This is a genomic window from Comamonas sediminis (genome assembly GCF_041107495.1).
Lineage (GTDB): Bacteria > Pseudomonadota > Gammaproteobacteria > Burkholderiales > Burkholderiaceae_C > Comamonas > Comamonas sediminis.
On the sequence record NZ_JBGBDC010000008.1, the window covers coordinates 207,482 to 226,519 of the forward strand.

Sequence of the window (19,038 nt, forward strand, 5' to 3'; positions counted from 1 at the left end):
GGCGGCCGCTGCGCCGCCGGGTATGTGCTGCCAGCGCAGGCCACTGATATGCCTGTGCCTGGTGCGGCCTCCCGCCCAGACAGGGGCTCGGCGCTCCTGCCTCCTACCACTCCAGCATCCGCCAAGGGCTGGCCTGCCACTGCTGCAGGCCAGCCCTTGGTGCATCCGATGCTGCCGTTTTTTGCGGCGCTGCGCAGCCTTTTGCTGCGCTGGCGCAATGTGTACCCTGGCCAGATGCGGTCCAATCCCCCGCTTCTGGCGCATCGATGACAAGACCAAGGAGACAAGACATGGCAGACAAGCAACAAGCACGCACCGGTGGCCAGCTGGTGGTGGACCAGCTGCTGATCCACGGCGTGCAGCAGATTTTCACGGTGCCGGGCGAGAGCTTTCTGGCGGTGCTCGATGCGCTTTATGACGCGCCCATCGAAACGACGATCTGCCGCCAGGAAGGCGGCGCCGCGATGATGGCCGAAGCGCAAGGCAAGCTCACCGGCCAGCCCGGGATCTGCATGGTCACGCGGGGGCCTGGCGCGACGAACGCCTCGGCCGGGCTGCATATCGCGATGCAGGACTCGACCCCAATGATCCTCTTCGTTGGCCAGATCGAGCGCTCGGCGCGCGGGCGCGAGGCCTTCCAGGAGCTGGACTACCGCGCCGTGTTTGGCAGCATGGTCAAGTGGGCCACAGAGATCGATGATGCGGCGCGCATCCCCGAGACGATTGCCCGCGCGTTTGCAGTGGCCACCAGCGGCCGCCCCGGCCCGGTGGTGATTGCGCTGCCCGAGGACATGCTGCGCGATGCCGTCATGGTGCCCGATGCCCGCCGCTACCAGCCCGCGCCCGCGCACGCCGCCGATGCCGATGTGGCCGCCGTGGTGGCCCAGCTGGCGGCGGCACAAAACCCCATCATCATTGCTGGTGGCTCGCGCTGGAGCGCGCAGGCCCATGCGGATATCGCCGCCTTTGCCGCGGCCCATGCGGTGCCGGTGGCCTGCTCGTTCCGCCGCCAGATGGTGTTTCCCGCGCTGCACGGCAACTATGCCGGCGATGTGGGGCTGGGCGTCAATCCCAAGCTGATCGAGCGCATCAAGCAGGCCGATCTGGTGCTGCTGCTGGGCGGCCGCATGTCCGAGGTGCCATCGCAGGGCTACAGCCTGCTGGGTATTCCGGCCAGCAGCGGCCAGCGGCTCATCCATGTGCATCCGGATCCGGACGAGCTGGGCCGGGTCTACCAGGCCGACCAGGCGGTCGTGGCCGCGCCCGACTCCTTCTGCGCGGCGCTGGCCCGCCAGCCCGCCGCTGCCCCGCGCCCCGAGCGCCAGGCGCTGGTGCAGCAGGCCCATGCCGACTACCTGGCCTGGAGCAACCCCGCGCCGATCCAGGTGCCCGGCGCGCTGCAGATGGGCCAGCTGATGGCCCATGTGCGCGAGGTGCTGCCGGCCGATACGGTCTGGTGCAATGGCGCTGGCAACTTTGCCACCTGGGTGCACCGCTTCTGGCCGTTTACCCACTACGGCAGCCAGCTGGCCCCCACCAGCGGCAGCATGGGCTATGGTCTGCCGGCCGCTGTGGGCGCCAAACGGCTGAACAAGCAGCGCAGTGTCGTCTGCATTGCCGGCGATGGCGACTTTCTGATGCATGGCCAGGAGTTTGCAACCGCCGTGCAGTACCAGCTGCCCGTCATCGTGCTGCTGATCGACAACGGCATGTACGGCACCATCCGCATGCACCAGGAGCGCGACTATCCGAACCGGGTCAGCGCGACCGAGCTGCGCAACCCCGACTTTGTCGCCTATGCCAAGGCCTTTGGCGGCAATGCGGCCCTGGTCGAGAAGACCGAAGACTTTGCACCTGCGCTGGCTGCCATGCGCAGCTGGGCTGAACAGCACCAGTTGCCGGTGATCCTGCACTGCAAGCTCGATCCGCAGGCCATCACTCCGGCCCGCAGCCTGGACCAGATCCGCGGCACCGGCGTTTAAGCGCCGGCCGAACGCAAAAAAAGGCACCGAGCTAAAACTCGGTGCCTTTTTGTTGGGCTTTTGGCCTGGGCGTTGGCGGAGACTGTGACGCCTCCGCTGCAGCTTAGATAGGCTTACAGCACATCGCTGGCAAAGTCTGCCAGGCGCGAGCGCTCACCCCGTGCCAAGGTGATGTGGCCGCTGTGGGGCCAGCCCTTGAAGCGGTCCACCACATAGGTGAGGCCCGAGGAGCCTTCGGTCAGGTAGGGCGTATCGATCTGCGCCAGATTGCCCATGCAGATGATCTTGGTGCCGGGGCCGGCGCGGGTGATCAAGGTCTTCATCTGCTTGGGTGTCAGGTTCTGTGCCTCGTCAATGATCACGTACTTGTTCAGGAACGTGCGGCCGCGCATGAAGTTCATGCTCTTGATCTTGATGCGGCTGCGGATCAGGTCATTGGTGGCAGAGCGCCCCCACTCACCCGGGTTGCCGCCGTCGCCCTTGGCCAGGAACTCCAGGTTGTCGTCCAGCGCGCCCATCCAGGGGCCCATCTTCTCTTCTTCGGTGCCTGGCAGAAAGCCGATGTCCTCGCCCACGCTGACAGTGGCACGGGTCATGATGATCTCGGTGTAGCGGCGCTCGTCCAGTACCTGGTTCAGACCTGCGGCCAAGGCCATCAAGGTCTTGCCGGTACCCGCCGTACCGGCCAGCGTGACAAAGTCCACATCCGGGTCCATCAGCAGGTTCATCGCGAAGTTCTGCTCGCGGTTGCGTGTGGTCACGCCCCACACATTGTTCTTCTGGTGGCCGTAGTCCTTCAAGGTCTCCAGCACGGCGGTCTTGTCGCGGATCTCGATCACACGGGCGAACAGGCTGTTCTCGCCAGGTGCCTCGTAGTAGACGAACTGGTTGATGTGCAACTGCTGGGTGATGGCGCCGCTGATGCGGTAGCAGGTGGAAGCGCCCGATTGCCAGCTCTCGACCTTCTTGCCGACCTTGGCCCAGAAATCCAGCGGCAGCTGCAGCATGCCGGTGTAGAGCAGGTCGCCGTCTTCCAAGGTCTTGTCGTTCTGGTAGTCCTCTGCCTCCAGGCCCAGCGCACGCGCCTTGACGCGCATGTTGATGTCCTTGGAGACGAGCACCACAGGGCGGTCCGGATGGCGCTGGCGCAGTGCCTCCACGACGCCGAGGATCTGGTTGTCTGCCTTGCCCTGGGGCAGGCTCTCGGGCAGTTGGTAAGTCAGCGGCTCGGTCTGGAAGAACAGGCAGCCGCTGGCGCCCTTCTGGCCGGTGGCATCGAGGCGAATGCCCTGGGCCAGATGGGCCTCCTGGCTGGCGACCAGTGCATCGAGTGTGCGGCTGGCCTGGCGGCCATTGCGGGCCACTTCGGTCATGCCCTTCTTGTGGCCATCGAGCTCTTCGAGCACGATCATTGGCAGGTAGATGTCGTGCTCTTCGAAGCGGAACAGGCTGCTGGGGTCATGCAGCAGCACATTGGTGTCGAGCACGAAAAGCTTGGCCTTGTCGCTGCGCGGCTTGGCGGCCTTGGCAGGCTTGCTGGCCGGCACGGGGCTGGATTCCGCCACGGCAGGGTTGCGCGCAGCTTGCGCAGGCTTGGCGGCAGCTGGCGCCTTGGCGTTTGCGGCCACCGGCGCAGGGGCGTGCACCGGGGCAGCAGCGGCCGCCCCTTTCTTGCTGCGGCTGCCGGCCTTGGGCGCGGCAGCGGCTTGTGCGCGGCGGGGTGCGGGCGCAGGGGCCACGGCGGCGGGCGCCGGGTCCAGGTCAAAAAGATCGTCGTCTTGTTCATCGCGCGCAGCGGCGGCGGATGCACGGGATTTGGCGTTGGTCTTGGCGGAAAAGTCACCAGCGGCAAGCTGGCTGCCACGGCGGGTAGGTGCGGGAGGCAAGGGCATGGAGCTCGGGGCCTTTATCTAAACACTCGCCAAATGGGCGAACTCACTCCGAACGCCTGCCACCCGGATGCAAAAAAGGCCATCTCGCAAGCAAGACAGCCTTTTTCATGGGGGATGACAGAACAATCCGGACTCACATACATATGGAGCCCATTATGCACATTCTGGACGTCTCGGAACCAGCAATCGCCGTCAGCGATAGCGGCACCTGGCCAGAAAGACGGAAACAGCAACGGCGCGCATCCGCAGATCGCGCGCCGCCGCACTGGTTCTGCCTGGCAGAAGGACTTAGGCAGCCTTCTTTTGCGCGGCCTTCATCGATTTGACGGCCTTGAGCACTTCTTCGACGTGGCCCAGTACCTTCAGACCGCGCCATTCCTGCACCAGCAGGCCATCAGGGCCGACCAGGAAGGTCGAGCGTTCGATGCCCTTGACCTTCTTGCCGTACATGATCTTGTTCTTGACGACGCCGAACATGTGGCACAGCTTTTCTTCGGTATCAGCGATCAGCTCGAACGGCAGCTCGAGCTTCTCCTTGAAGTCGTCGTGCGACTTCATGTTGTCGCGCGACACGCCGAAGACGGCTGCACCGGCCTTGACGAAGTCCGCGTACTTGTCGCGGAACTGCATGGCTTCGGTAGTGCAACCGGGGGTGTTATCCTTGGGGTAGAAGTACAGCACCAGAATTTGCCCCTGATGCGACGTGTTGGAGACCTTCAGGCCTCCGGTCGCTTGTGCTTCAAATTCTGGCAAGGGTTTGTTGACAACAACAGCCATAGCTCTCTATTTTCTCCGGAGTAATCGCAAAAAGGCCGCAGGAATCAAAGTATTCATCTAGTTGTTATTCAGGCCCGCGGCCGCAAGCGAGTATTTTAACCCGAATCGAAATATTTATCGAGCCCCCCTGATAAACACAGGCTATCGATTGTGGTTATAGCGCAGGTGCCTCTACGAGGGCGGCCAGTAACACCTTGCGTCCTTCACCCGCCAATACGTTGTAGGTACGGCACGCAGCGGGCGTATCCATCGTCTCGAAGCCGATACGTTTTGCAATCAGTGGAGCCAGCCAAGCCGGCGAAGGAAAACGTAACCGATTGCCACTGCCGAAAATGATCGTTTCCACATCGGCTTCTGCGAGCTGGGCGAAATGGGCAGGCCCCAGGTCTTCGAAGCGTGTGCAGTCCCAGGCTTGCAGGCTACCGCTGGAGCTGACGACGAGGCTGTGCGTGTAGGACTGCTTGTCCACCGCCAGCCAGCCCGGGCCGTAGCCTGTGATGGTCAAGGTGTCGGATTTGTCGGGCTGGAACTTCATGGCGCGGGCTTTCGGCAAACAGGGGGCAAACACGGGGCAGGGCGCGCTGCGGCAGGCACAGGGAGCCACTACAGGGCGATCAACGCAAGGATCTGTGGTCAAATTATAGTTTTCACCTAGTTGGATTGTGGGTTCGAGGTGTTGGCATGGTTGCCCACCGGCTGCAATCCCTTGTTTTCAGAGGTAGTGGTTTCTGTCATGAAGACGATTCAAAAATCCGCCAAGCTGGCCAATGTGTGTTACGACATTCGAGGGCCGATCATGGACGCGGCGAAGCGGATGGAGGACGAAGGACAGAAGATCACCAAGCTCAACATCGGCAACCTGGCGGTGTTCGGCTTCGATGCCCCTGAAGAGGTGCAGCAGGACATGATCCGCAACCTGCCCAATTCGGCAGGCTACTCGGACAGCAAGGGCATCTTTGCGGCGCGCAAGGCGGTGATGCACGAAACCCAGCGCCTGGGCATCAAGGGCGTGGGTCTGGACGACATCTACCTGGGCAACGGCGCGTCCGAGCTGATCAGCCTGGCCACCAATGCCTTGCTCGATACCGGCGACGAGATGCTGCTGCCGGCCCCCGATTACCCGTTGTGGACGGCTGCCACCAGCCTGTCCGGCGGCACACCGGTGCACTACATGTGCGACGAAGAAAACGGCTGGATGCCCAACCTGGCCGACATCCGCGCCAAGATCACGCCCCGCACCAAGGGCATCGTCGTCATCAACCCCAACAACCCCACGGGCGCGCTGTACTCCGACGCACTGCTGCGCGACATCGTGCAGATCGCGCGTGAGCATGGCCTGGTCATCTTTGCCGATGAGGTCTATGACAAGGTGCTGTACGAAGACGCCAAGCACACGCCGATGGCCTCGCTGTCGCAGGATGTGCTGACCATCACCTTCAATTCGCTGTCCAAGGCCTACCGCAGCTGCGGCTACCGCGCCGGCTGGATGGTGATCTCCGGCGACAAGAGTGGCGCTGCCGACTACATCGAGGGCCTGAACATGCTCTCGAACATGCGCCTGTGCGCCAATGTGCCGGGCCAGTGGGCCGTGCAGACCGCGCTGGGCGGGCACCAGAGCATCGACGAGCTGGTGCAAGAGGGCGGGCGCCTGCGCAAGCAGCGCGACCTGGCCTGGGAGCTGATCAATGCCATCCCCGGTGTCAGCTGTGTCAAGCCCCAGGGCGCGCTGTACATGTTCCCCAAGCTCGACCCTGCGATCTACCCGATCGAGGACGACCAGGAGTTTTTCCTGCAGGTGCTCAAGGAGACCCGCGTGATGCTGGTCCAGGGCACCGGCTTCAACTGGCCACGGCCTGACCACTTCCGCATCGTGTTCCTGCCCCATGAGGCGGACCTGCGCGAAGCGATCAACCGCCTGGCCGCTTTCCTGGCCAAGTACCGCCTTCGCCATGGAACCGATCAGCTGGCGCAGGCCCATAAGGCCGATATCAAGCTGGTCAAGACCAAGGCAGAAAAATCCGCCGCCTGAGTCGACCCCTTCCCTGTCTGACAACAACGGGCGTCCGGCTGGGCGCCTTGTTGGTTATTCAACGTATCCAAGAGAATTTATGAAACCGATCCAAGTAGGCTTGTTGGGCATCGGCACCGTCGGTAGCGGTGTGTTCAACGTGTTGCAACGTAACCATGACGAAATTCGCCGCCGCGCGGGCCGCGATATTGCCGTGACCATGGTGGCCGACCTGGACGAAACCCGTGCCCGTGCCGTGGTGGGTGACCAGGTGGCCGTGGTCAAGGACGCCCGCGAGGTCATCGCCCATCCCGATATCGATGTGGTCATCGAGTTGATCGGCGGCTACGGCGTGGCCAAGACGCTGGTGCTGGAGGCGATTGCCGCTGGCAAGCATGTGGTGACGGCCAACAAGGCCTTGCTGGCGGTGCATGGCTCCGAGATTTTCAAGGCTGCCGCCGACAAGGGCGTGATGGTCGCCTACGAAGCGGCCGTGGCAGGCGGCATCCCGATCATCAAGGCGCTGCGCGAAGGCCTGACCGCCAACCAGATCCAGTGGATCGCCGGCATCATCAACGGCACCACCAACTTCATCCTGTCCGAGATGCGCGACAAGGGCCTGGACTTTGACGTGGTGCTGAAAGAAGCGCAACGCCTGGGCTATGCCGAGGCCGACCCGACCTTCGATATCGAAGGCGTCGATGCTGCCCACAAGGCCACGTTGATGAGCGCCATCGCCTTTGGTGTGCCCGTGCAATTCGACAAGGCCTACGTCGAGGGCATCACCAAGCTGTCGTCGATCGATATCCGCTACGCCGAGCAGCTGGGCTACCGCATCAAACTGCTGGGCATCACCAAGCGCACCGACAAGGGTATCGAGCTGCGCGTGCATCCGTCGCTGGTGCCCGCCAAGCGCCTGATCGCCAACGTGGAAGGCGCGATGAATGCGGTGGTGGTGCATGGCGATGCTGTCGGCACGACCCTGTACTACGGCAAGGGCGCGGGCTCCGAGCCCACCGCCTCGGCCGTGATTGCCGACCTGGTCGACATCGCCCGCCTGGAAGGCGCCGATGTGGCCCACCGCGTGCCGCCGCTGGCCTTCCAAAGCAGCACCCTGCGCGAAGCGGGCCAGGAGCTGCCGGTGCTGCCGATGGCCGACATCACCACCAGCTACTACCTGCGCATGCGGGTTGCCGATGAGGCGGGCGTGCTGGCCAAGGTCACCGGCCTGCTGGCGGGTGCGGGCATCAGCATCGATGCCGTGCTGCAGCGCGAAGCCGATGAAATCGGTGGTGAGGGCTCGACCCAGACCGACCTGATCATCCTGACGCACGAGACGCGCGAAGGCGACATGGACAAGGCGCTGGCGCAAATCCAGGGCCTGCCGACCGTGCTGGCGCCGATCACCCGTATCCGCAAGGAAGAGTTGAACTAGACCTGCAGTGCGACGCTGCGGCCGCAAGGCCTGGCGTCTGCCGCTCCCTGAACCGCCTGTGGCCTCTCCGGCCCTGGCGGTTCTCTTTTTTCTGCCTCCCGCTGCCGTAGCGGAACGCGCATCATTCTGTTACTTGTCGGTTTGTTTACATCATTATTTTTATAAATAATTGCCGCTCACAAATGCAGTGCCTCGGGCCCGGTCCCGCAGACGCTGTCCATCGATAACAAAAGGAAGTTGCACTATGTCGGAGACCGACAAGAAATGGATGGCGCTTGCCAAGCGCTGGGGGGTGTTGTTCGGGATTCCGTTGCTGATGCTGGCCATCGGCGTCTGGCAGTGGTCGCGGGCGGATACGCCGGTCTCCGATGTGGGCGCGCAGATCGCCGAGTACCAGCAGGTGGTGCGCCAGCTCGAGGCGATCGAGGCCGAAAAACCGGGGCGCCGCGCAACGGTGCGGGACAGCGAGGGCAAGGAGCACCCGGTCTGGAAGGTAAAGAACGACTACCTGATGGCCATCAAGGACCTGCAAAACCAGGGTTTGAATGTCACTACCCGTAACTTGCAGCCGGTGCTGGCGGGCTGCACCATCGCGTTCAGCGTGTTGGCGCTGCTGTGGTCGGTACTGGGCATGGTCTACCAGCGGGGCATGGGCGCCAAGGCGATGCAGTCGCGCGAGCAGCTGCTCGCCACGTTCCAGAAGGGCCGCAAGCTCCTGCCCACCTATATGGTGGTCATGGTGCTGCTGCTGTTTGGTGCAGCCATCCCGCTGCTGGTCTACGAGATGATGCCTATCCTCCGCCACCGCAACTACAGCAAGGGTGACATGAAGCTGATGTTCATCCTCGGCGGCCTGGCGCTGTTCCTGCTGTACTCGGGCTGCAAGGTGCTCGTCGATGTCTGGAAAGCTTCGCGCAAGCCGCTGGAGAACGAGCCCATCGACGTGATGGGCCAGACCGTCAGCCGCCAGCAGGCGCCCGAGCTGTGGGCCTTTGTCGACAGCGTGGCGGCCAAGACCGGCGCAGGCCTGCCCGATACCTTGGTGGTGGGTTTGAACGAGGGCTTTTTTGTGACCGAGCATCCGGTGCAACTGGCCAGCGGCGCCTTGCTGCCCCAGGGGCGGGTGTTGTATTTGCCGTTGCCGTACCTGGCCTTTCTCAATGCCGGCGAAGTTGCGGCGGTGATCGGCCACGAACTGGGTCACTTCATCGGCGAAGACACGCTCTACAGCCAGCGCTTCTCGCCGATCTACAGCGCCACCATCCACCACCTGGTGGCCATCAGTGGCGGCGAGCGTTATGAGGAGTCCTGGATGGACATCCTGCGCCGGCCTGCCACCTTGTTTGGCGAGATGTTTCTCGACAGCTTCCACGAAGCGGTGCGCTACTGGAGCCGCAAGCGCGAGCTGGCCGCCGATGCCGTGGGCGCGCAGGTGGTCAGCCCGCAGGCCGTTGCTTCTTCGCTGCTGCGCATCAGCGCACTGGCTCCGCTGGTGGAGGAGGCGTTGCAGGCCAATTGGGACCGGGGTGAGACGGTCGAAGGCGGTGTGCTGGGCCATGTGCGCCAGCTGGTCGCTGCCAAGGGCATGACCGACCCCAGCGAGCACCTGGACCAGCGCCAGGCCCACCCCACCGACACCCATCCCGAGTTGGCCGAGCGCCTGGCGGCGCTGGGAGTGCCCGTCAGTCCCGAACTGCTGGCCCGCGCGATGGACGCCCAGGGCAGCCCGCTGCTGCAGGAGTTTGGGCTGGAGCAGGGCGCGCCTGCGGCTGGCAGCCGCACCTTGGCCGGCGCGGTGGCGCCCGCTGCCGTGGTCGATATGAATGCCGCATTGCAAAACGAGCTCAGCAGTGCGGCAGCGGCCAACCGCAGCGCCAAGCTGGTGGAGCTGCGCGAGATCGCGGCCCTGGCGACGCCCGAGACGGTGATCCATGAGCGCTCGGTCTTCATGATGGGTTTGTTCTGCTTTCTGGCCCTGGCCTGCTTTGGCGGGGCGGTGGCCTTGTTCATCGCGGGCCTGCATACCGCCATTGGTGCCGGGGTGCTGGCCGGTGGTGTTGTCTGCCTGTGGGTCGCGCGGCTGTTCTGGCGCGATGGCCAGAGCCCGGCGATGGTGCTGCAGCCCGCGGGTGTGCGCCTTTTCAACGCGCAGCAGTTGCTGCCCTGGTCGGCGATCGATGACTTTCAATTCAACCAGGCCAACCATATGCTCACCGTCATCATGGCCCTGGAGCCCGGAGTGCAGCCGCCTGCCATGGGTGTGGGCAAGCGCCGCGCCCAGTTCCAGAAGAAAAAGCAGCGGGTCGTGGTGATGCTCAAGGGCGTCAAGAAGATGAAGAACCAGGCTTTTGCCGAGCTGCTGGTGAACCAGTGGCGCGCCTACTACGCCCGCCAGGACCTGGCGCGCATGGGTGAGCAGGCCTGACCGCCGTTTCTTGACGCCGCCAAGCCTCGGACCTGGTCCGGGGCTTTTTTATGCCTGCGGCGGCCATCGGTGTTGCAGCCTGGCCGCTGCTACCGGCTGCTGTGCCCCACATTCCTGCGCAAGCTGTGCCGGTACTGGTGACTGCAGGATAATAGGTGGTTGCTCCTTGCCCGCGAGCGGGCTGTGTCCACTTATTTCGCACCCTCCATGCTGTATCTCTCCACGCGCGGCCATGCCGAACAAAAACGTTTTTGCGACATTTTGCTCGAGGGCCTGGCGCCCGATGGCGGTCTGTACATGCCGGTGCAGTACCCGCAGATTGACGATGCCAAGCTGACCGCGTTGCGCGAGACGCTCCGCAATCAGGGCTATGCCGCACTGGCGTTCGAGATCCTGTCGCTGTACATCGACGACATCCCGGCCGAGGACCTGCGCGCGCTGTGCAACAAGACCTATACCGAGGCGGTGTTCGGCACGGCGGCGATTGTGCCAGTGCGCCAGCTCGAAGGCCAGCTGATGATCGAGGCGCTCTCCAATGGGCCCACCTTGGCCTTCAAGGACATGGCCATGCAGCTGCTGGGCAACCTGTTCGAGTACGAACTGGCGCGCCGTGGCGAGGAGCTCAATATCCTGGGTGCCACCAGTGGCGACACCGGCAGCGCGGCGGAATACGCGATGCGCGGCAAAAAGGGCGTGCGTGTGTTCATGACCAGCCCGCACGGCCGCATGAGCCCCTTCCAGCAGGCACAGATGTTCAGCCTGCAGGACGAGAACATCCACAACATCGCCATCGAAGGCGTTTTTGACGACTGCCAGGACATCGTCAAGGCGGTCAGCAATGACCACGCCTTCAAGGCGCAGTACAAGATCGGCACCGTCAACTCGATCAACTGGGCGCGCCTGCTGGCCCAGGTGGTCTACTACTTTGCCGGCTACCTGCAGGTCACCACCCAGAACAGCGAGAAGGTGAGCTTCACGGTGCCAAGCGGCAATTTCGGCAATGTCTGCGCCGGCCATGTGGCGCGCCAGATGGGCCTGCCGATTGCCAAGCTGGTGGTGGCCACCAACGAAAACGACGTTTTGGACGAATTCTTCCGCACCGGTGTCTACCAGGTGCGGGGCGCTGCCCACACCTTCGAGACCTCCAGCCCGTCGATGGACATCTCCAAGGCCAGCAACTTCGAGCGCTTTGTGTTCGACCTGGTCGGCCGCGATGGCGCCCGCCTGCAGCAGCTGTTCTCGCAGGGCGTGGCCCAAGAGGGCCGCTTTGACCTGCAGGCCGATCCGGCCTTCAAGGATGCGGCGGGCCGCTATGGCTTTGTCAGCGGCAAGAGCAGCCATGCCGACCGCCTGGCCACCATCCAGGACACCTACCAGCGCCTGGGCCAGATGATCGACACCCACACCGCCGACGGCGTGAAGGTGGCGCGTGAGCACCTGGGGGCCGAGCCGATGATCGTGCTGGAAACTGCGTTGCCGATCAAGTTCGCCGCGACCATCGAAGAGGCGCTGGGCCGCCTGCCCGAACGCCCCGCCAAGTTCGACGGCATCGAAGCGCTGCCCAAGCGCGTGGTGGTGATGCCTGCCGATGTGGACCAGGTCAAGGCCTATATCCAGGACCACTGCCGCTGAGCAGGCTGCGCTTTTGCTGCCGCCGCGTGCCTGGGTGCCGGGCGGGCCGTGGGATCATCAAGGAGGGTCGGTATGCAGGTGGTGTGTTTTGCGGGCTATTCCGGCAGTGGCAAGACGACCTTGATCGAGCAGGTCATCCCGGTGCTGATCGCGCAGGGCCAGCGGGTGTCGGTCATCAAGCATGCCCACCACCGCTTTGACATCGACACGCCCGGCAAGGACACCTGGCGCCACCGCCAGGCGGGCGCTTACGAGGTGCTGGCCGCCTCCGACCAGCGCGTGGTGCTGATGCGCGAGCTGCCCCGGACACAGGAGCCCGATGTGCATGCGCTGATCGCCCAGCTCGACCGCCAGGTGGACTGGGTGCTGGTGGAAGGCTTCAAGGACTGTGACCTGCCCAAGCTGGAGGTGCTGGCCAATGCGCCGGAAGCCAGTGGCAAGGCGCCGCTCTACCCGCAGGATGCGGCCGTGCAGGCCGTGGTGCTGTCGGCGGCCCGGCAACTGCTGCCCGCCACGGTGTTGCCGCAGCTGCCCCGCGATGCGCCCGGCGCCGTGGCACAGTGGCTGCTGGCACACCGCGCCCGCTTTGCCTATACGCCGCCCTGTGTCTTTGCGATCGACAGTGCCGGCTGAGCGGGCCGTATCGATGTTCGGCCTGCCTGAAGGCGGCCGCCAACCCAAGGAATGATTGAGATGAACAGCCAGCCCCGTCCCCCGTTGAAATCGCTCGATGCCGCGCTGGCCGAGCTGCTGGCGCATGCCCAGCCGCTGGAAGGCCATGAGCTGCTGAATACCTTTGATGCCGACGGCCGCGTGCTGACGCAGGACCTGGTCGCTGCGCTGCAGGTGCCGCCTTTCGACAACAGCGCGATGGATGGTTATGCGCTGCGCGCCGCCGACCTGAGCGGGCCAGAACAGGCCTTGCCGGTCAGCCAGCGCATCGCGGCAGGCAACCTCGGCCCGCCGCTGGCTGCCGGCACCGCCGCCCGTATCTTTACCGGGGCGGCCGTGCCAGAGGGCGCCGATGCGGTGGTGATGCAGGAAGAGTGCAGCGTGCTGGACGATGGCCGGGTGCAGGTCCATGCGTCGGTCAAAGCAGGGCAGAACATCCGCAAAAGCGGCGAGGACATGCAACTGGGCAGCACGGTGCTGACTGCCGGCACGCGCCTGGGCCCTGCCGAGCTGGGCCTGGCCGCCAGCATGGGCTGTGCCCGCTTGCCGCTGGCGCGCCGCCCGCGCGTGGCCCTGTTCTCCACCGGTGATGAGCTCGTCATGCCCGGCGATGTGGCACCCCAGGACCTGCCCGCCGGCAGCATCTACAACAGCAACCGCTTCTTCTTGCGTGCCATGCTGCAGCGCCTGGGCTGCGAAGTGCGTGACATGGGCATCGTGCCCGACAGCTACGAGGCGACGGTGGCAGCACTGCAGGATGCGGCGCAGCACAGCGACCTGGTGCTGACCAGCGGGGGCGTGTCCGTTGGTGAGGAAGACCATGTCAAGCCGGCCGTGCAAGCGCTGGGCAGCCTCGATCTGTGGGCGATCGCGATCAAGCCGGGCAAACCCTTTGCCTATGGACGCGTGGGCCAGACCCATGTCATCGGCCTGCCGGGCAACCCGGTCTCCAGCTTGGTGACCTTTGCATTGCTGGTCCGGCCATTCCTGCTGCGGTTGCAAGGCGTGCGGGCTGTGGCACCGCAGGCGGTGGACATGCGCGCCGACTTTGACTGGCCACGTGCCGACAAGCGCCGCGAGTTCTTGCGGGTGCGCATCAATGCGCAAGGGGGGCTGGACCGGTTTGCCAACCAGGGCTCGGGCGTGCTGACCTCGGCCGTCTGGGCCGATGGCCTGGTCGACAACCCGCCCGGCCAGACGATTGCGCATGGCGACACGGTGCGCTTTGTGCCCTTTGCCCAGCTGCTGGGCTGAGCCCAGGCCTGCCCACAGGGAGAACGCGATGACCATGAAAACCGTACAGCTGCGCTATTTTGCAAGTATCCGCGAGGCCATTGGCAGCGGCAGCGAGGCTTTTGTCACCGGCGCCAGCACCGTCGCCGAGCTGCGCGAGGCCCTGCTGGCGCGGGGCGAGCCCTATGCCAGCTGCCTGGCCCGGGGGCGCGCTGTTCGCACCGCCGTCAACCAGGTGCTCAGCGACGAAAGCGCGGTACTGGAAGCGGGTGCCGAGGTGGCGTTTTTTCCGCCGGTGACCGGCGGTTAAGAAACCTTAAGCAGCGCCATCTTCTGCGGGGCTGGGCAGCAGCAACTCGGGCGCTTTCCATTCCAGCAGTTCGGACAGGCGCAGTACCACCCAGCGGGCTTCCTCGGCGCTGATGCCGGCGTCCGGTGTCTGCAGACCGCTGTAGATGGTCTGCAAAATGGCGCTCTCCGACGGCGCGCTTTGGTGGTAGAGGATCTGCGCCTGCTCGACCAGCATCTGCGCCAGGTCTTCGCAGAGCTCATAGCGCTGGGCGATCTCGTCGAGCGGCTGGCGCAGGCGCTGGTTGCGGCCCTGGGACAGGGCGATGAAGGAATCAGGGACAAAGATCTGGCTGCCGTCTTGCATGGGTGTCCGTGTGGTGGGTGGTGGGCGCGCCGGCGCGTTCTTAGGGCGTGAAACGCTTTTCAAAACGGGCCACGTCCTCCAGCAGTTCGAAGGTCACGACCTGGCCCATCTTCTGATCGCTCTCTCGGCAGGCGGCATAGACGCTGGTCTTGCCGACCAGGTCCATCGCGGGAATGTCGATGATCGCGTAAGGGTAGGGCACGAACACATGGTGCTCGAACACGATACGGTGCTGGTTGCGCGGATTGGGGTAGAGCAGGAAGCCGTGGGCCTGCAGGGTCTGACTGGGCATGGAAACCATCCAAATAAAAAACGGGCCTTGCACCATGGCGGGCCGGGAGCGGACCAGGGAATCTGTCCAAGCCATGCCGGGTGCAAAAGCATTAGTGTGCCGCAATCGCAAAGCGGCCGTCGCCTGCGCTGGTTTGTGCAAGGCGCCGGATGGCCGTGCTAGGCTTGGGTCCTGTTGCCTTTTTTGCCGAGACGCTGCCATGCTGCACACCCATATCGCCGTACAGACCGCTGACTTTGATGTGAGCGAGGAGTTGCGGCTGCTGCGCGCCGCCGATGGCCGCATCGGCGCGGTCTGCAGCTTTGTCGGCACCGTGCGCGACCGCAATGCCGGCAGCCAGGTGGCGGCTATGGAGCTGGAGCACTACCCCGGCATGACGGAAAAATCGATTGCCCAGATGGTCGAGGCCGCCAGCCAGCGCTTTGACATCTTTGGCGCCCGCGTCATCCACCGCGTGGGGCTGCTGGCGCCAGGTGACCAGATTGTGCTGGTTGCCGTCTCCTCCGCGCACCGGGGCGAGAGCTTCCAGGCCTGCGAGTTCTTGATGGACTACCTCAAGACCGAGGCGCCGTTCTGGAAGAAGGAAGACACGCCCGAGGGCGCACGCTGGGTCGATGCCCGCGTCAGCGATGAGGCCGCGATGGCGCGCTGGGGGTGGCCCCAGCGCTGACAGCGACCGGCCTGTTTGCGCCGGTCTTGACCGGGCGCAAGCAATTGGGGGCACATTGCTGCTGCAATGGATGCGGGGAGCGGGGCTGCCATGGGTACCGTTGCTGCCGTAGGAGCAGGCGTACAGCATCTGGCGATGCGCGCTGGCACGACCTATATGTGCGGCGAGGTTCTTGAAAATTCGAGGTCCAGCGCAAAATATTCCCCAGTAACAATTGTTGAGTGGGAACATTCATGCGAATTGACAAACTGACAACCAAATTTCAAGAAGCGCTGGCCGACGCCCAATCGTTGGCCCTGGGCAATGACAATGCCTATATCGAACCGGTCCATGTGCTGGCGGCCATGCTGCGCCAGCCCGATGGCCCCAAATCGCTGCTGGCGCGCGCAGGCGCCAATGCCACGGCGATGAGCACAGCGGCAGAAAACGCGATCAAGCGCCTGCCGCAGGTGCAAGGCCAGGACCAGGTCACCGTGGGTCCCGATCTGCAGCGCGTGCTGCAGGCCACCGAGAAGGAGGCCATCAAGCGTGGCGACCAGTTCTATGCCAGCGAGCTGTTTTTGCTCGCGCTCACCGATGACAAGGGGGAGGCGGGCCGCATCGTCAAGGAAGGGGGCCTGAGCCGCAAGGCGCTGGAAGCGGCGATCGACGCCGTGCGCGGCGGCCAGGCCATGGACAGCGCCGATGGCGAGAGCCAGCGCGAAGCCCTGAAGAAATACACCTTGGACCTGACCGAGCGCGCCAAGCTGGGCAAGCTCGACCCGGTCATTGGCCGCGATGACGAGATCCGCCGCACCATCCAGGTGCTGCAGCGCCGCAGCAAGAACAATCCGGTGCTGATCGGTGAGCCTGGCGTGGGCAAGACGGCCATCGTCGAAGGCCTGGCCCAGCGCATTGTGGCCGGTGAAGTGCCGGACACCTTGCGCGACAAGAAGGTGCTGGTGCTGGACATGGCCGGTCTGCTGGCCGGTGCCAAGTACCGGGGCGATTTCGAAGAGCGCCTCAAATCCGTGCTCAAGGAAGTCGCGCAGGAAGAGGGCCGGGTGATTCTCTTCATCGACGAGATCCACACGATGGTGGGCGCCGGCAAGGCCGATGGCGCGATGGATGCGGGCAATATGCTCAAGCCTGCGCTGTCGCGTGGCGAGCTGCACTGCATTGGCGCCACCACCCTGGACGAGTACCGCAAATACATCGAGAAGGATGCGGCGCTGGAGCGGCGCTTCCAGAAGGTGCTGGTCAATGAGCCCTCGGTGGAAGACACCATTGCGATCCTGCGCGGCCTGCAGGAAAAGTACGAGGCCCACCATGGTGTGGACATCACCGACCCGGCCATCGTGGCGGCGGCCGAGCTGTCTGCACGTTATATCACCGACCGCTTCCTGCCCGACAAGGCGATCGACCTGATCGACGAGGCTGCGGCCAAGATCAAGATCGAGATCGACTCCAAGCCCGAGGTCATGGACAAGCTCGAGCGCCGCATGATCCAGCTCAAGATCGAGCGTGAGGCGATGAAGAAGGAAAAGGACGAGGCCTCGCAAAAGCGCCTGTCGCTGATCGAAGAGGACTTGTCCAAGATCGAGCGCGAATACGCCGACATGGAAGAGATCTGGAAAGCCGAGAAGGCCGACGCGATGGGCTCGGAGCAGCTGCGCAAGGAGCTGGACCAAGTGCGTTTCCAGATTCAGGAAGCCACCCGCAGCGGTGACTTCAACAAGGTCGCCGAGTTGCAATACGGCAAGCTGCCCGCGCTGGAAAAGCAGCTGGCTGAAGTACAGGCCGATGAGAAGAGCGAAGGGGCCAAGGACAAGGGCCACAAGCTGCTGCGCACGCAGGTGGGTGCCGAAGAGATTGCCGAAGTGGTCAGCCGCGCCACGGGGATTCCTGTGTCGAAGATGATGCAGGGCGAGCGTGACAAGCTGCTGCGCATGGAAGACAAGCTCCATGAGCGCGTGGTGGGCCAGGACGAGGCGATCTCCGCCGTCTCCAACGCGATCCGCCGTTCGCGCTCTGGCCTGTCCGATCCGAACCGCCCCACCGGCTCCTTCCTCTTCCTGGGCCCCACCGGCGTGGGCAAGACCGAGCTGTGCAAGGCGCTGGCGGGCTTCCTGTTTGACAGCGAAGACCACCTGATCCGCATCGACATGAGCGAGTTCATGGAAAAGCACTCGGTCTCGCGCCTCATCGGCGCGCCTCCGGGGTATGTGGGCTATGACGAAGGCGGTTACCTGACCGAGGCCGTGCGCCGCAAGCCTTACAGCGTGATCTTGCTCGACGAGGTGGAAAAGGCCCATCCGGATGTGTTCAATATCCTGCTGCAGGTGCTGGACGACGGCCGCCTGACCGATGGCCAGGGCCGCACGGTGGACTTCAAGAACACCGTCATCGTGATGACCAGCAATATCGGCTCGCAACTGATCCAGGCGATGGTCGGCGAATCGTATGAGGATGTAAAAGACGCGGTCTGGGGGGAACTGAAAAACCATTTCCGTCCCGAATTCCTCAACCGCATCGATGAGACCGTGGTGTTCCATGGCCTCGACGCCCAGCACATCGAGTCGATTGCACGCATCCAGCTGAAGCAACTCGAAAATCGCCTGGCGAAGATGGACCTGCATCTGCAGGTCTCCGATGCGGCGATGGCGGAACTGGCCAAGGTGGGCTTCGATCCGGTGTTTGGTGCCCGGCCGCTCAAGCGGGCGATCCAGCAGCGCATCGAGAATCCGTTGTCCCGGCTGCTGCTCGAAGGGGTTTACCCGCCCAAGAGCAATATCCCGGTGACCGTGGATCCGGTGCAGGCACCTGGCGAGTTCCATTTTGGCAAGGCGCAAGTGCAGTAATGTGCTGAGTGAGGGGCCATGCATAACCATGCATAACCATGCATGGCCCAGCATCTTTACGCTGCGATATGCTTGTTGACAGTGCGGCGGGCTTGAAAAAGCCCGGCATCGGCATAACATGGATAGCATGCGCTGTCATACGGCGATGAAAGGAAGTGCGTTGAACGAGTTGTTGGCAACTGTGGTGAGCTGGACTTTGCGAATTGCGATGGTGCTGGCGGGTCTGGTGTTTTTTGCCAGTCTGATGGTGGTGGCCGCGATCGCCGCCATGCTGTGGGCCGTGCGCCTGCTGTGGGCCAAGGTCACCGGCAAGCCTGTGGTGCCGTTCGCGTTCAAGATGAACCCCGCCTCGGGCTGGACCACGGTCTACCGCAGCACGGCGCGCTGGTCGGCCAACAAGGGCGCGCGCGCCGCTGAGCCCGCTGCCAGCCCTGCGGGCATGCGCGCTTCCGTGATCGATGTCACGGACGTGGAGCCCCGCGAAATCCGTTCACAGCACTGACTGACCTGATGCAGGTGTTGGCC

At 64.0% G+C, this 19,038-nt stretch carries 16 protein-coding genes; 11 read left to right on the forward strand and 5 right to left on the reverse strand.

Annotated elements, in window-relative coordinates; all coding sequences use genetic code 11:
* The first annotated feature begins 290 nt into the window (after nt 1-290).
* Nucleotides 291-1,982: a thiamine pyrophosphate-binding protein gene (locus AB7A72_RS18805; RefSeq protein WP_369460806.1), complete on the forward strand. Its 1,692-nt coding sequence runs from the start codon at nt 291-293 to the stop codon at nt 1,980-1,982.
* A gap of 113 nt (nt 1,983-2,095) precedes the next feature.
* Here the strand turns inward: AB7A72_RS18805 and AB7A72_RS18810 are convergent, their stop codons facing one another.
* The 3 genes from AB7A72_RS18810 to AB7A72_RS18820 form a co-directional block, all read right to left on the reverse strand.
* Nucleotides 2,096-3,874: a PhoH family protein gene (locus tag AB7A72_RS18810; protein ID WP_369460807.1), complete on the reverse strand. Its 1,779-nt coding sequence runs from the start codon at nt 3,872-3,874 to the stop codon at nt 2,096-2,098.
* Nucleotides 3,875-4,162: 288 nt separating this feature from the next.
* On the reverse strand, nt 4,163-4,651 hold the full coding sequence (locus tag AB7A72_RS18815) for a peroxiredoxin (RefSeq protein WP_239809163.1): 489 nt from the start codon (nt 4,649-4,651) through the stop codon (nt 4,163-4,165).
* A gap of 154 nt (nt 4,652-4,805) precedes the next feature.
* A complete protein-coding gene (locus AB7A72_RS18820) occupies nt 4,806-5,186 on the reverse strand; it encodes an Mth938-like domain-containing protein (RefSeq protein ID WP_239809162.1) in 381 nt (126 codons plus the stop codon).
* Between the two features lie 198 nt (nt 5,187-5,384).
* On the opposite strand from AB7A72_RS18820, the gene AB7A72_RS18825 reads away from it, so the two are divergent.
* From AB7A72_RS18825 to AB7A72_RS18855, 7 genes are all read left to right on the forward strand, one after another.
* The gene (locus AB7A72_RS18825; RefSeq protein WP_239809161.1) at nt 5,385-6,680 is read left to right on the forward strand and encodes a pyridoxal phosphate-dependent aminotransferase; all 1,296 of its coding nucleotides are present in this window, start codon (nt 5,385-5,387) and stop codon (nt 6,678-6,680) included.
* A 79-nt stretch (nt 6,681-6,759) separates the two neighbouring features.
* The gene (locus tag AB7A72_RS18830; protein ID WP_239809160.1) at nt 6,760-8,094 is read left to right on the forward strand and encodes a homoserine dehydrogenase; all 1,335 of its coding nucleotides are present in this window, start codon (nt 6,760-6,762) and stop codon (nt 8,092-8,094) included.
* A gap of 244 nt (nt 8,095-8,338) precedes the next feature.
* Complete coding sequence (locus AB7A72_RS18835) at nt 8,339-10,519, forward strand: M48 family metallopeptidase (RefSeq protein ID WP_369460808.1); 2,181 nt, start codon at nt 8,339-8,341, stop codon at nt 10,517-10,519.
* Between the two features lie 207 nt (nt 10,520-10,726).
* Nucleotides 10,727-12,151 (forward strand): threonine synthase, encoded by a 1,425-nt coding sequence (thrC, locus tag AB7A72_RS18840; protein ID WP_369460809.1) that lies wholly within the window; start codon nt 10,727-10,729, stop codon nt 12,149-12,151.
* A 72-nt stretch (nt 12,152-12,223) separates the two neighbouring features.
* Nucleotides 12,224-12,784, forward strand: a complete 561-nt coding sequence (mobB, locus tag AB7A72_RS18845) for a molybdopterin-guanine dinucleotide biosynthesis protein B (RefSeq protein WP_313334520.1) — start codon at nt 12,224-12,226, stop codon at nt 12,782-12,784.
* Between the two features lie 60 nt (nt 12,785-12,844).
* Entirely contained in the window at nt 12,845-14,077 is a 1,233-nt protein-coding gene (locus AB7A72_RS18850; RefSeq protein WP_369460810.1) for a molybdopterin molybdotransferase MoeA, read from the forward strand.
* Nucleotides 14,078-14,105: 28 nt separating this feature from the next.
* Nucleotides 14,106-14,366, forward strand: a complete 261-nt coding sequence (locus AB7A72_RS18855) for a MoaD/ThiS family protein (RefSeq protein ID WP_373449965.1) — start codon at nt 14,106-14,108, stop codon at nt 14,364-14,366.
* Nucleotides 14,367-14,372: 6 nt separating this feature from the next.
* On the opposite strand, the gene AB7A72_RS18860 is transcribed toward AB7A72_RS18855, so the two are convergent.
* Nucleotides 14,373-14,711 (reverse strand): hypothetical protein, encoded by a 339-nt coding sequence (locus AB7A72_RS18860; protein WP_369460811.1) that lies wholly within the window; start codon nt 14,709-14,711, stop codon nt 14,373-14,375.
* Nucleotides 14,712-14,751: 40 nt separating this feature from the next.
* Entirely contained in the window at nt 14,752-15,003 is a 252-nt protein-coding gene (locus AB7A72_RS18865; RefSeq protein WP_239809154.1) for a hypothetical protein, read from the reverse strand.
* 199 nt (nt 15,004-15,202) lie between these two features.
* Between AB7A72_RS18865 and moaE the strand changes: the two genes are divergently transcribed.
* The 3 genes from moaE (at nt 15,203) to AB7A72_RS18880 (ending at nt 19,015) form a co-directional block, all read left to right on the forward strand.
* Complete coding sequence (moaE, locus tag AB7A72_RS18870) at nt 15,203-15,673, forward strand: molybdopterin synthase catalytic subunit MoaE (protein ID WP_312413176.1); 471 nt, start codon at nt 15,203-15,205, stop codon at nt 15,671-15,673.
* A gap of 233 nt (nt 15,674-15,906) precedes the next feature.
* On the forward strand, nt 15,907-18,513 hold the full coding sequence (gene clpB / locus AB7A72_RS18875; protein ID WP_239809152.1) for an ATP-dependent chaperone ClpB: 2,607 nt from the start codon (nt 15,907-15,909) through the stop codon (nt 18,511-18,513).
* Nucleotides 18,514-18,673: 160 nt separating this feature from the next.
* Complete coding sequence (locus AB7A72_RS18880) at nt 18,674-19,015, forward strand: hypothetical protein (RefSeq protein WP_239809151.1); 342 nt, start codon at nt 18,674-18,676, stop codon at nt 19,013-19,015.
* Nucleotides 19,016-19,038 lie beyond the last annotated feature (23 nt).